We start from the raw sequence: 12,975 nt of genomic DNA on the forward strand, positions 1-12,975 counted from the left end.
CGCGCGGCCGATAGTCCGGATGACCCCGCGGCGCGCAGACCCGCCACGGGGCAGGGCATGCCGCTTGCATCCATGCGACGGCGCCGCCGCGTCGGCGGAGCCGGGATAGGATGGCCGCGAGGGGGGCGATGGAACAACTGCTGCTCCAACTCGACACGCGCACGCTGGCGTTCATCTCGGGCCTGGCCGGCTTGCTGCTGGCCGCGACCATGCTCGGCATCGCCATGACCGGCACGCGCCACCGCGCGCTCTACGACTGGGCCGCCGCCGGGCTGTGCTACGGGTTCGGTTTCCTGATCGGCGTGTGGATCTCGGTGCCGTGGCCGCCGTGGGTGTCGGCGGCGTTCGCCAATGCGCTGGTCGGCAGCGGGCACGTGCTGGTGCTCGCCGGCGTGCAGCGCCACCTCGGCCGGCGGGTGTGGGCGCCGCTGCTGCTGGTGCTGGTGGTCGCCCTGCTGCTGTCGACGCTCCTGCTGGAGCCGTTCCGCGCCGAACTGCGGCTGCGCGTGCTGGTGCATTCGGCGCTGTACTGCGCGGTCGATCTGACCGCCGGCGTGCTGCTGTGGCGCGCGGCGGCGCCGGGCCTGACCGCCTACCGGCGCGCCGTGGCGCTGCTGGCGATCCTCAACGGCCTGGCGATCGCCTGGCGCTTCGGCCATGCTTTGCTCGCGGAGCGGATCGAGAACACGCTGGTCGACAACCCGTTCAACATCGCCCTGTTCCTGGTCAGCATGGCGCAGATGTTCATGCTGACGATGGCGCTGGCGGTGATGCTGTTCCGCGGCAAGGCGGTGCAGTTGCAGTGGATCGGGCAGCACGACCCGATGACGGGGATGCTCAACCGCCGCTCGCTGCTGGAGCACGCGCAGCGCGAGGTCGCGCGCAGCCTTCGCTACGGGACGCCGCTGTCGCTGCTGATGCTCGACATCGACCGTTTCAAGACGATCAACGACCACGCCGGTCACGAGGCCGGCGACGAGGTGATCCGCCGTGTCGCCGCGCGGATCGGCGAAGGGCTGCGCGCCAGCGACACCGCGTTCCGGCTGGGCGGCGAGGAGTTCCTGATGCTGCTGCCGGCCACGTCCGTGGGCGCCGCGCTGCAGGTGGCCGAGCGCCTGCGCGCGGCGATCTCGGCGCTGCCGCCGGCCTGCGGCCGGCCGGTCACCGCGAGCATCGGCGTGACCGAGGTGATGCCGCGCGTGGAAAGCTGGGAGGACGCGATGCGGCGCGTGGACGGTGCGCTGTACCGCGCCAAGCACGAAGGCCGCGACCGCTCGGTGGCGATCGCGCATCCGGCCGCGCAGGCGCTCGCCGCGTCCGCCGCGCGCCTGGCGGAAGTGGGCTAGCATGGGCCCGGCGCCGCCTCCGCTTCCTGGCCGGCACCGGCGCCATGGGGACTGCGGATGGACCTGATCGTCCTGCTCGACACGCGCACGGTCGCGTTCGTGACCGGCCTGGCCGGTTTCGTGATGGCCGCGACGATGCTCGGCCTCTACGCCGCGGGCATGCGCGAGCGCGCGCTGCTGCACTGGGCGTTCGCCGGCCTGGCCTACGGCCTCGGCCACCAGGGCGGCCATCTGATGCTGAATCTGGCGACGCCGTGGTCGGTGGGCGTCTCGCTCGCGCTCGCCAACACGCTGATCGCGCTGGGTCACGTCTTCGGCCTGATCGGCACCCAGCGCTACCTCGGGCGTCGGCCGTGGACGCTTCCGCTGCTGGCCGCGTGCGCGCTGCTGTTCGCGGTGAGCGTGGCGTGGGAGCCGATGCACGCGAGCCTGCGCATGCGCGTGCTGGTGCTGTCCACGTTCTATCTGGGCGTGGACGCCATCGCCGGCGCGATGCTGTGGCGCGCCCGCGCCGAGGGCCTGACCGCCTACCGCCGCATCGTGGCGCTGGTGCTGCTGCTGGAGGCCGCGTTCCTCGTTGTCCGGCTGGGCTATGCGGCGGTGACCGACACGCTGACCACGTCCTTCGTCCAGGATCCGTTCCAGATCCTGTTCTACCTGCTCAGCATGGTGTTCGTGTTCGCGCTGGCGCTCGCGCTGGCGCTGCTGATGTTCCGCGGCAAGGAAGTCGAACTGCAGTGGCTGGTGATGCACGACCCGCTCACCGGCCTGTTCAACCGGCGCTCGCTCGAGGAGCACGCGGCGCGCGAGATCGCCCATTGCCGCCGCCACGGCGTGCCGCTGAGCGCGATCGTGTTCGACATCGACCATTTCAAGCGCATCAACGACACCCGCGGGCATCTGGCCGGCGACGAGGTGATCCGCGCGGTCGCGCGGCGGGTGGCGATGGAGCTGCGGGCCAGCGACATCGCGTTCCGGCTCGGCGGCGAGGAGTTCCTGCTGCTGCTGCCGTCGACCGCCGCCAACGGCGCGGCGACGCTCGCCGAGCGGCTGCGTGCGGGGCTGGCGTCGACGCCGCTGGAGGCGCTCGGCGCGCCGGTGACCGCGAGCTTCGGCGTGGCCGAACTCGGCCCGGGCGAGACGTGGAACGACGCCCTGCGCCGCGCCGACCAGGCGATGTACCGCGCCAAGCGCGAGGGCCGCGACCGGGTCGTGGTCGCCGCGCCGGCCGAGCCCGCGCCGGGCGCCCCCGTGCCCGCCGACGCGCCGGCCTGACGCGCCGCCCGACGCGGGGCGCTAGGATGGCGCCCGCCCCACCGACCGCACTCCGATGGCCCGCATCGACGCCCTGCTGCGCGCCGCGCGCGCGCGCCTGCCGCCCGGCGAGGCGGAGATCCTGCTCGCGCATGCGCTCGGCCGTCCGCCCGCGTGGCTGTTCGCGCACGGCGACGAGGAGGCCGCGCCGGCGCATGCGGCCGCGTTCGAGCGCCTGCTCGCCCGCCGCGTCGACGGCGAGCCGGTCGCCTATCTCGTCGGCCGACGCGGTTTCTGGCGGTTCGATCTCGATGTCACTCCGGCCACGCTGATTCCGCGACCCGACACCGAGCGCCTGGTCGAACTGGCGCTGGAACGCCTTCCGGACGACCGCGCGCTGCGCATCGTCGACCTCGGCACCGGCAGCGGCGCGATCGCGCTGGCGCTGGCGCTGGAGCGTCCCCGGGCGCGGGTGATCGCCACCGACGCCAGCGCGGAGGCGCTGGTGGTCGCGCGCCACAATGCGCAGCGGCTGGGCGCGGCCAACGTCGAGTTCCGCGCCGGCGACTGGTGGTCGCCGCTGGCGGGCGAGCGTTTCGACGCCGTGGTCAGCAACCCGCCGTACATCGCGGCGGACGATGCGCACCTGACGCAGGGCGACCTGCGCTTCGAGCCGCCCTCCGCGCTCGCCTCCGGCGCCGACGGCCTGGACGCGCTGCGCACGATCGCCGGCGGCGCGTGCGCGCACCTGGTGGAAGGCGGCTGGCTGATGGTCGAGCACGGCCACGACCAGGGCGCCGCGGTACGCGCGCTGTTCGCGCAGGCGGGACTGCGCGAGGTGCGCACGGCGCAGGACCTGGAAGCCCGCGACCGCGTGACCATCGGCCGCGCCCCCGGCTGACCCGGCGCCCGCGTGCCACCCGGCGAACGCCGGCGTTGCGCGCGCGTTCCCGGCGGCCGCGTCCGCCTGCTCTACAATCCTCCGCTGCGCGCGGCCCCGCCGGGTCGCGCCTTTTTCACGTCAACACGAGGGCAACGTGGCGGATCAGCAGCGCTGGATCGTACTCAAGTTCGGCGGGACCTCGGTGTCGCGCCGGCATCGCTGGGACACGATCGGAACGCTGGCCGCCAAACGTCGCGCCGAGAGCGGCGCGCGCGTGCTCGTCGTGGTCTCGGCGCTCTCCGGCGTCACCAACGAACTGCAGGCGATCGCCGACGGCCACGGCATCGACGCCCGCATCGACGCGCTGGTCGAGCGTCATCGCGCGTTCTGCGCCGAGCTCGGACTCGAGCCCGACGCGGTCCTCGGCGAGCGCCTGCGCGTGCTGCGCGCGCTCGCCGGCGATCGGCGCGCCGGAACGCGTCCGCTCGACTGGCAGGCCGAGGTGCTGGCGCAGGGCGAGCTGCTCTCGTCCACGCTCGGCGTGGCGTATCTGCGCGCGCAGGGCCACGAGGTCGGCTGGTGCGACGCGCGCCAGTGGCTGCACGCGGTGGAACTGCCGAACCAGAGCGAGTGGGCGCGGCGGCTCTCGGTCAACTGCCGCTACTTCGACCAGCCCGATTTCCCGTCGCGCTTCTGCAGCGCCGACGCGCCGGTGCTGGTGACGCAGGGCTTCATCGCGCGCCACGCCGACGGCGGTACCGCGATCCTCGGGCGCGGCGGCTCCGACACGTCCGCGGCGTACTTCGGCGCCTTGCTGAAGGCGCAACGCGTGGAGATCTGGACCGACGTACCCGGCATGTTCAGCGCCAACCCGCGCGAGGTGCCCGATGCGCGACTGCTCGCGCGGCTGGATTACGCCGAGGCGCAGGAAATCGCCACTACGGGCGCCAAGGTGCTGCATCCGCGCTCGATCGCGCCTTGTCGCGATGCCGGCGTGCCGATGGCGATCCTGGATACCGAACGCCCGGATCTGCCCGGCACGCGCATCGACGCCTCGGTGGTCACGGTGCCGGGCGTCAAGGCGATCAGCCGCCGCAACGGCATCGTGCTGGTGTCGATGGAAAGCATCGGCATGTGGCAGCAGGTCGGCTTCCTGGCCGACGTGTTCGAGCGCTTCAAGCGCCACGGCCTGTCGGTCGACCTGATCGGCTCCTCGGAAACCAACGTCACCGTCTCGCTGGATCCGAGCGAGAACCTGGTCAACACCAACGTGCTGGAGGCGCTCAGCGCGGATCTGGCCGAGGTGTGCCGGGTCAAGGTGATCGCGCCGTGCGCGGCGATCACGCTGGTCGGCCGCGGCATGCGTTCGCTGCTGCATCGGCTGTCGGACGTGTGGGCCACGTTCGGCCGCGAGCGGGTTCACCTGATCTCGCAGTCGTCCAACGATCTCAACCTCACGTTCGTGATCGACGAGGCCGATGCCGAAGGCCTGCTGCCGCAGTTGCACGCCGAGCTGATCCGCAGCGGCGCGATGCCGGTGCGCGATGCCAGCGTGTTCGGCCCGAGCTGGCGCGAGATCGCGCATGGGCGCGTGGCGCGGCCGACGCCGTGGTGGGTCGGCAAGCGCGCGGCGCTGCTGGAACGCGCGCGCGCCGGCACGCCGCGCTACGTGTACGACCTCGCCACCGTGCGCGAGCGCGCCCGGGCGCTGCGCGGCGATCCGGTCGACCGGCCGTTCTACGCCATCAAGGCCAACGCGCATCCGGCGATCCTGCGCGCGCTGGTCGAGGAGGGCTTCGGGCTCGAGTGCGTCTCGCAGGGCGAGCTGGAGCACGCGTTCGCATCGGTGCCGGGGTTGGCGCCGGAGCGGGTGCTGTTCACGCCGAGCTTCGCGCCGCGGCGCGAATTCGAGGCGGCCTTCGCGCGCGGCGCGCACGTCAACGTCGACGCCATCGAGGCGTTGCAGCGCTGGCCGGAGCTGTTCCGCGGGCGCTCCATCGGCCTGCGGCTGGATCTCGGCCACGGCGACGGGCACCACGAGAAGGTGGTCACCGGCGGCGCCGAGGCCAAGTTCGGGCTGCCGCTGTCGCGCTTCGACGCCTTCGTCGCCGAGGCGCGCCGGCTCGGCGCGCGCATCGCCGCGCTGCATGCGCATCTGGGCAGCGGGATCGAGGATCCGCGGCACTGGCGCGAGGTCTACGCCACGCTGGCCGCGCTCGCCGAGGGGCTGGACAGCGTGGAGACCATCGACGTCGGCGGCGGGCTGCCGATCCCGTACACGCCCGACGCCGAGCCGTTCGATCTCGCGGCCTGGCGCGCGGGACTGGCCGAGGTGAAGGCCGCCTATCCGCGCTACCGGTTGGCGATCGAGCCCGGACGCTATCTCGTCGCCGAGGCCGGCGTGCTGCTGGCGAGCGCCACGCAGGTGGTCGAGAAGGACGGCGTGCGCCGCGTCGGACTGGATGCGGGCATGAACGCGCTGATGCGGCCCGCGCTGTACGACGCCTGGCATGCGATCCACAACCTGAGCCGGCCCGACGACGAGGGGGCGGTCGCGTTCGACGTCGTCGGTCCGATCTGCGAGAGCAGCGACGTGCTCGGCCGGGCGCGGCTGTTGCCGGCCGCGACCGCCGAGGGCGACACGATGCTGATCGCCGATGCCGGCGCCTACGGCATGACGATGGCGAACACCTACAACCTGCGGGCGCTGCCCGCGGAGGATGTGCTGTAGGGCGGGCCTCGACCCGCCGCTGCGGCGCTTTCATGATGACGACACGGCGGGCCGAGGCCCGCCTCACGGGCAACGCATGACCGACTGGGTATTCAAACGCGACGCCATCCGGACCTTCCGCTTCGTGCGCTGCGGCTTCGACCCCGCGACCGGCGTGGCCGAGCTGGTGTACGCCTTCGACGACGGCCCCGAGCTCGTCGAAACGATCACCGTGCCCGGCGCGCCGTTCGCGCTGGAAGGCGCGCGCGCCGACGCGGTGCGGCATGCGCTGCGGCTGCTGCACCTGATCGCCGGCGTGAGCTACTACAAGGCGGCGGTGCCGGAGGACATCCGCATCGAGTCGTACGCGATCGACGCCGACACGGCGGCGCTGCTGACTTCGATCTACGAGAACGGCCTGGGCGAGTTCGCCTACCGCAACGGGCTGAACCTGCACGGGCGCATCCGGTTCCCCGTGAGCGCCGACGAGGACATGCGCGCCGGCACGCTCGGCCTGCGCCCGCACGCCCTCGTCGCCATCGGCGGCGGCAAGGATTCGCTGGTCACCGTCGAAGCGCTGCGCGAGGCGGGCCTGCCGCAGACGGTGGTGTGGGTCGGCGGTTCGCAACTGATCCGCGCCTGCGCCGAGCGCACCGGGCTGCCGACGCTCAACATCGGCCGCCAGCTCGCGCCGCAGTTGTTCGAATACAACCGCCAGGGCGCCTGGAACGGCCACATTCCGGTGACCGCGGTGAATTCGGCGATCCTGGTCCTTGCCGCCGTGCTGCACGGTTTCGACCAGGTGGTGTTCTCCAACGAACGCTCCGCCAGCTACGGCTCGATCATCCCCGGCACCGGCGAGGTGAATCACCAGTGGTCGAAGGGCTGGGCGTTCGAGGACGCGTTCGGCGCGCACGTGCAGGCGCGCGTCGCCGCCGATCTGCGCTACTACTCGCTGCTGCGACCGCTCAGCGAGCTCGCGGTGGCGCGCCAGTTCGCGCGGACCGACCGCTACGACCACCACTTCAGCAGCTGCAACCGCAATTTCCACATCCTCGGCGAACGGCCGGTCAACCGCTGGTGCGGCGTCTGCCCCAAGTGCCACTTCGTGTTCCTCGCGCTGGCGCCGTTCATGCCCAAACCGCGGCTGGTGTCGATCTTCGGTCGCAATCTGCTCGACGAACCGGCGCAGATGCCAGGCTTCGACGCGCTGCTCGAGTACCGCGACCACAAGCCGTTCGAATGCGTGGGCGAGGGCCGCGAGTCGCGCGCGGCGATGGCGGCGCTCGCCGAGCGTCCCGAGTGGCGCGAGGACTCGATCGTCGAGCGCTTCGCGCGCGAGATCCGGCCGCAGCTCGACGCCGCGGGATTGGCGCTGGCGCCGCTGCTCGCGCCCGAAGGTCCGCATCGCATTCCGCCCGCGCTGTGGGAGCGCGTGCATGCGCATTTCGCAGCTTGAGGGTCGGCGCGTCGCGCTGTGGGGCTGGGGGCGCGAGGGGCGCGCCGCCTACGCCGCGCTGCGCGCGCGATTGCCGGGACAGGCGCTGACGCTGTTCTGCGGTCCCGGCGAAGCGGCCGACGCCCGCGCGCTCGCCGATCCGGCGCTCTTCGTCGAGACCGGGGCGAGCGCCGAACGTCTGGCCGCATTCGAGGTGGTGGTGAAATCGCCGGGGATCAGTCCGTACCGGCCAGAGGCGCAGGCCGCGGCGGAGCGCGGCACGCGCTTCCTCGGCGGTACCGCACTGTGGTGCGCCGAACGCGTGGACGCCGACGGCCGCCTGCGCGGTGTGGTCTGCGTGACCGGCACCAAGGGCAAGAGCACCACCACCTCGCTGCTCGCGCATTTGCTGCGCGCCGGTGGGCACCGCACCGCACTGGCGGGCAACATCGGGCTGCCGTTGCTGGAGCTGCTGGCGCCCGATCCGGAACCCGAGTACTGGGCCATCGAGCTGTCGAGCTACCAGACCGGCGACGTGGCTGCGAGCGGCGCGCGCCCGGACGTCGCGGTGGTGCTGAACCTCTTTCCCGAGCATCTGGACTGGCACGGCTCGCAGCAGCGCTACGTCGAGGACAAGCTGAAGCTGGTCACCCACGCCCGGCCGCGCATCGCCGTGCTCAACGCCGCCGATCCCGTGCTCGCGGCGCTCGATCTGCCCGCCAGCGAGGTGCGCTGGTTCGGCCGCGAGGACGGCTGGCATCTGCGCGGGGACACGCTGTTCCGCGGCGGCGAGGCGGTCATGGACACCGCCGCGCTGCCGCTGCCGGGCCGCCACAACCGCGGCAACCTGTGCGCCGTGTTGACCGCCATCGAGGCGCTCGGGCTCGACGCGCGCCCGCTCGCGGCGCAGGCCGCCGCATTCCAGCCGTTGCCGCACCGTCTGCAGACTCTCGGCGAGCGCGCGGGCGTCGTGTACGTCAACGACTCGATCAGCACCACGCCGCATGCCACGCTGGCCGCGCTGGAATGCTTCCGTGGCCGGCGCGTCGCCGTGCTGGTCGGCGGCCACGATCGCGGCGTCGACTGGAGCGGATTCGCGGCGGCGATGCGGACCGGCGCACCGCATGCGGTGGTCACGATGGGCGAGAACGGCCCGCGCATCCGCGACGCGCTCGCGCCGGTGGCCGGCGAAGGCGGCTTTCGCCTGCTCGCCGCGCGCACGCTCGAGGAGGCGATGCGTGCCGGCGTGGACGCGCTGGGCGGTGCCGGGGTGCTGCTGTTGTCGCCCGGCGCGCCGAGTTTCGACGCGTACCGCGACTACGTCGCGCGCGGCCGCCATTTCGCCGGGCTGGCCGGCTTCGATCCGAACGCCATCAGCACGATCCCGGGTCTGGGCGTCTTCTGAGCCGGGCCGGGGCCGCGCGGCGCCGACGTGACTTCCTTCAGGCCGCCGACGCACACGGCGTGCGTATAGTGCGGCCGTCGCCACCCGATCCGCCCGCCATGCGCCTCCTCTCGCTGATCCCCGTGCTGCTTCTGGCGATGGCCCCGATGCCGGCCGCCGCGCAATCGCCCGCACAGGCCCCGCAGAAGGCCGAGCCGCGCCGCTGGAGCGAAGGCGACGACACCTTGCGCGTCAACATCATCGATCTGTCCCCGCGCTTCCTCGATTTCCATGCCGCGGCCAGCGCCGCTGGCGTGGACGCGGAGCAGCGATGGACGCTGTGGCAGCAGCGCTACGGGTTCGCCGCGGTGCCGCCGACGCCGGAAGGGCAGGCGATGGCGCGGCGCATGCTCGAGCAGGCGTGGCCGCGCTACGCCGGCGCGCTGCCGCTCATCCGCCGCGGCGCGAAGGCGATGCGGCCGCAACCGCTGGATACGCTGCGGGCAGTGGCGGCGGTGCTCGAACCGCGGGAGCCGGTCGAGGTGGACGTCGTCGCGTATGTCGGCGCGTTCGACGGCAATGCCTTCAGTTCCGGACAGGATGGCAGGCCGACGGTCGCGCTGCCGCTGGAGATGGACGAGCGCCAGCGCGAGGCGATCCTCCCGCACGAGATGACGCACGCGGTGCATATCGTCACCGCCGATCTGTCCGGCGGCTGGGAGCGCAGCATCGCCGCCACGTTGATGCAGGAAGGCCTGGCCACCCACGTGGCGCACGAAGTGGTTCCGGACCGTCCGCTCGCGGAACTGATCGAATACACGCCGGGCTGGTGGGCCGAGGTGCAGCCGAAGCGGCGCGGGATCCTGCAGGCGATCCTGCCGGCGCTGGAAGCGAAGGACGGCGATACCGTGTTCCGCTTCACCATGGGCAAGGGACCGAACGGCTTCGAGCGCGAGGCCTATGCGGCCGGCTGGTGGGTGATCGAGCACCTGCGCCGCCAGGGCATGAGCCTGGCCGAGATCGCGCGCATCCCGGAGGCGGAGATGCCGGCGGTCGCCCGGCGCGCGATCGAACAGATGCTTGCCGGGTCCGAGCCTGGGAGCTGAGTCGCCGCGGTGCGCGCGGCTCGGGTTCGCGCGACCTGTGGCGGAGCCGGGCGGACTTCAGTGATCGCGATCGACCGCGTAGCGCGCCAGACCGCGCAGCGCCGCCACGTGCGCGTTGTCGGCGAGTCCTTCGAGTTCCCGCTCGGCCGCACGCGCGTAGTCCTCGGCGCGGCGTCGGCTGTAGTCGAGACCGCCGGTGGCGCGGATCGCGGCGATCACCTCGGGCAGAGCGTCGACGTCGCCTTCCTCGACGATGGCGCGCAGCCGCGCGCGGACCGCATCGTCCGAATGCCCGATGGCGTGGATCAGCGGCAGCGTGGCCTTGCCTTCGGCGAGGTCGTCGCCGAGGTTCTTGCCCAGGGTGGCGGCGTCGGAGGCGTAGTCGAGCACATCGTCCGCGATCTGGAACGCGTAGCCCAGGTGGAGGCCGTAACGGTGCATCGCCTCGCACGTCGCCGCGTCGGCCCCGGCCAGCAGCGCCCCGAGCCGCGTCGCCGCGGCGAACAGCACCGCGGTCTTGCGCTCGATCACGCGCAGGTAGGCGGCCTCGTCGGTGTCCGGGTTGCGCACGTGCAGCAACTGCAGCACCTCGCCCTCGGCGATCGCGTTGGTGGTATCGGCGAGGATGCGCATCACCTCCATGCGGTCGAGTTCGACCATCAACTGGAAGCTGCGCGAATAGAGGAAATCGCCGACCAGCACGCTGGCGGCGTTGCCCCACACCGCGTTCGCCGTGCGGCGGCCGCGGCGCAGGTCGGACTCGTCGACCACGTCGTCGTGCAGCAGGGTCGCGGTGTGGATGAATTCGACCACCGCCGCCAACTGGTGCGCCTCCGCGCCGCGATGGCCGAGCGCGCCGGCGGCGAGGATCAGCAGCATCGGCCGCAGCCGTTTGCCGCCCGCGCCGACGATGTACTCGGCGATCTGGTTGATCAGCACCACCTCGGAGGCCAGCCGCCGGCGGATCAGCGCGTCCACCGCCGCCATGTCCTCGCGCGCGAGCGCCTGGATGGCGGGCAGGTCGAGCGCGTGCGGACCGGGAGCGGCGGAGCGGGCGTCCATCGAGGGCGGCGGCGGGAAAGACGCGGAATTATAGGCCGCCGCGCGTGCCGCCGACGCCGGCCCGGGTGCGGCGTTTTCCGAGGCGATTTCCGGACGGCGCCCGATGACGGGGGCCCGCGTATACTTCACCCTCCGTTGCCGTCCACCGGTAACTTCCAGGCAGGTTCTGAATCCATGGCACGCGGCGTCAACAAGGTCATCCTGGTCGGCAATCTCGGCAACGATCCCGAAGTGAAGTACACCCAGAGCGGCATGGCGGTCACCACGCTCAGCCTCGCCACCACCAGCGTCCGCAAGGACCGCGAGGGCAACACCCAGGAGCGGACCGAATGGCACCGGGTGAAGCTGTTCGGCAAGCTCGGCGAGATCGCCGGCGAGTACCTGCGCAAAGGTCGCCAAGTGTACATCGAAGGCTCCATCCGTTACGACAAGTTCACCGGTCAGGACGGACAGGAGCGCTACATCACCGAGATCGTCGCCGACGAGATGCAGATGCTCGGCGGTGGCGGCGGCGAAGGCGGCGGCGCACCGCGCCGCGAGTACGGCGGCGAATCGCGCGCCCCGCGCCAGGCGCCGCAGCGCGCCGAGTCCGCCCCGCGCCGCGAGGCGCCTGCCGCCCGCAACAACGATTTCGCCGGCGACTTCGCCGACGACGACATTCCGTTCTGAGAGCGACGGATCCGTTCCACGGCCGCCTCCGCGGCGGCCTTCGCATGTCCGTAAGGAGTTCCCGATGGCCACCTGGATCGTGACCGGCGGCGCCGGCTTCATCGGCGGCAATTTCGTGCTGGAGGCGGTGCGCCGGGGCGTCCGCGTCGTCAATCTCGACGCGCTGACCTACGCCGGCAACCTCGACACGCTCGCCTCCATCGCCGATGCGGACCATCATGTGTTCGTGCATGGCGACATCGGCGACGGCGAATGCGTGGAGCGCCTCCTGCGCGAGTACCAGCCGGACGCGATCGTCAACTTCGCGGCGGAGAGCCACGTCGACCGCTCGATCGACGGCCCGGCCGCGTTCGTGCGCACCAACGTGGTCGGCACCCTGAACCTGCTGGAGAAGGCCCGCGACTACTGGCGCGGCCTGGATGCGGCGCGGCGCGACGCGTTCCGCTTCCTGCACGTGTCCACCGACGAGGTCTACGGCAGCCTGGGTCCGACCGGCAAATTCACCGAGCAGACGCCCTACGCGCCGAACTCGCCGTACTCCGCCTCCAAGGCGGCGTCGGACCATCTGGTGCGCGCGTTCCACCACACCTACGGCCTGCCGACGCTGACCACCAACTGCTCGAACAACTACGGGCCGTTCCAGTTCCCGGAGAAGCTGATCCCGCTGATGATCGCCAAGGGCCTGGCGGGCGAGCCGCTGCCGGTCTACGGCGATGGCCTCAACGTGCGCGACTGGCTCTACGTCGGCGATCATTGCGCGGCCATCCGGCGCGTGCTCGAGGCCGGACGCGTCGGCGAGACCTACAACATCGGCGGCGACGCCGAGCGCGCCAACATCGAAGTGGTGCGCGCGATCTGCCGCCTGCTCGACGAGCGCCGCCCGCTGCCCGATGGCATCGCGCGCGAGTCGCTGATCACGTTCGTCAACGACCGCCCCGGTCACGACCGCCGCTATGCGATCGACGCGTCGAAGATCAAGCGCGAACTGGGTTGGCAGCCGACGGTGACGTTCGAGGAGGGCATCGCGCTGACCGTCGACTGGTACCTGGACAACCAGGCATGGGTGCGGCGCGTGCTCGACGGCAGCTACCGCCTCGAACGCATCGGCCAGGGCTGAGGACGC

General features: G+C 72.1%; 10 protein-coding genes. 9 read left to right on the top strand and 1 reads right to left on the bottom strand.

Annotated features, from left to right (window positions below):
* Positions 1-128: 128 nt before the first annotated feature.
* The 7 genes from FQY64_RS00290 (at position 129) to FQY64_RS00320 (ending at position 10,121) form a co-directional block, all read left to right on the top strand.
* Entirely contained in the window at positions 129-1,346 is a 1,218-nt protein-coding gene (locus FQY64_RS00290) for a GGDEF domain-containing protein (RefSeq protein WP_186760817.1), read from the top strand.
* Between the two features lie 57 nt (positions 1,347-1,403).
* Positions 1,404-2,621 carry a GGDEF domain-containing protein gene (locus FQY64_RS00295; protein WP_146471703.1) on the top strand — a complete coding sequence of 406 codons (1,218 nt, stop codon included), beginning with the start codon at positions 1,404-1,406 and terminating at the stop codon, positions 2,619-2,621.
* Positions 2,622-2,676: 55 nt separating this feature from the next.
* Complete coding sequence (gene prmC, locus FQY64_RS00300; RefSeq protein ID WP_146471704.1) at positions 2,677-3,501, top strand: peptide chain release factor N(5)-glutamine methyltransferase; 825 nt, start codon at positions 2,677-2,679, stop codon at positions 3,499-3,501.
* A 136-nt stretch (positions 3,502-3,637) separates the two neighbouring features.
* Positions 3,638-6,214 carry a bifunctional aspartate kinase/diaminopimelate decarboxylase gene (locus FQY64_RS00305; protein ID WP_146471705.1) on the top strand — a complete coding sequence of 859 codons (2,577 nt, stop codon included), beginning with the start codon at positions 3,638-3,640 and terminating at the stop codon, positions 6,212-6,214.
* A 76-nt stretch (positions 6,215-6,290) separates the two neighbouring features.
* Positions 6,291-7,652: a UDP-N-acetyl-alpha-D-muramoyl-L-alanyl-L-glutamate epimerase gene (murL, locus tag FQY64_RS00310; protein WP_146471706.1), complete on the top strand. Its 1,362-nt coding sequence runs from the start codon at positions 6,291-6,293 to the stop codon at positions 7,650-7,652.
* Positions 7,633-9,036 (top strand): UDP-N-acetylmuramoyl-L-alanine--D-glutamate ligase, encoded by a 1,404-nt coding sequence (gene murD / locus FQY64_RS00315; protein WP_146471707.1) that lies wholly within the window; start codon positions 7,633-7,635, stop codon positions 9,034-9,036. The genes murL and murD overlap by 20 nt, the downstream gene beginning before the upstream one ends.
* A 98-nt stretch (positions 9,037-9,134) precedes the next feature.
* Positions 9,135-10,121, top strand: a complete 987-nt coding sequence (locus FQY64_RS00320) for a DUF2268 domain-containing putative Zn-dependent protease (RefSeq protein WP_146471708.1) — start codon at positions 9,135-9,137, stop codon at positions 10,119-10,121.
* A gap of 57 nt (positions 10,122-10,178) precedes the next feature.
* On the opposite strand, the gene FQY64_RS00325 is transcribed toward FQY64_RS00320, so the two are convergent.
* Positions 10,179-11,183 (bottom strand): polyprenyl synthetase family protein, encoded by a 1,005-nt coding sequence (locus tag FQY64_RS00325; RefSeq protein WP_146471709.1) that lies wholly within the window; start codon positions 11,181-11,183, stop codon positions 10,179-10,181.
* Between the two features lie 174 nt (positions 11,184-11,357).
* On the opposite strand from FQY64_RS00325, the gene ssb reads away from it, so the two are divergent.
* Both ssb and rfbB read left to right on the top strand, forming a co-directional pair.
* Complete coding sequence (gene ssb, locus FQY64_RS00330) at positions 11,358-11,852, top strand: single-stranded DNA-binding protein (RefSeq protein ID WP_146471710.1); 495 nt, start codon at positions 11,358-11,360, stop codon at positions 11,850-11,852.
* Between the two features lie 64 nt (positions 11,853-11,916).
* Positions 11,917-12,969 (top strand): dTDP-glucose 4,6-dehydratase, encoded by a 1,053-nt coding sequence (gene rfbB / locus FQY64_RS00335; RefSeq protein WP_146471711.1) that lies wholly within the window; start codon positions 11,917-11,919, stop codon positions 12,967-12,969.
* Positions 12,970-12,975: the final 6 nt, after the last annotated feature.

It is taken from the genome of Vulcaniibacterium thermophilum, from assembly GCF_007923255.1.
Taxonomy (GTDB): domain Bacteria; phylum Pseudomonadota; class Gammaproteobacteria; order Xanthomonadales; family Xanthomonadaceae; genus Lysobacter_F; species Lysobacter_F thermophilum.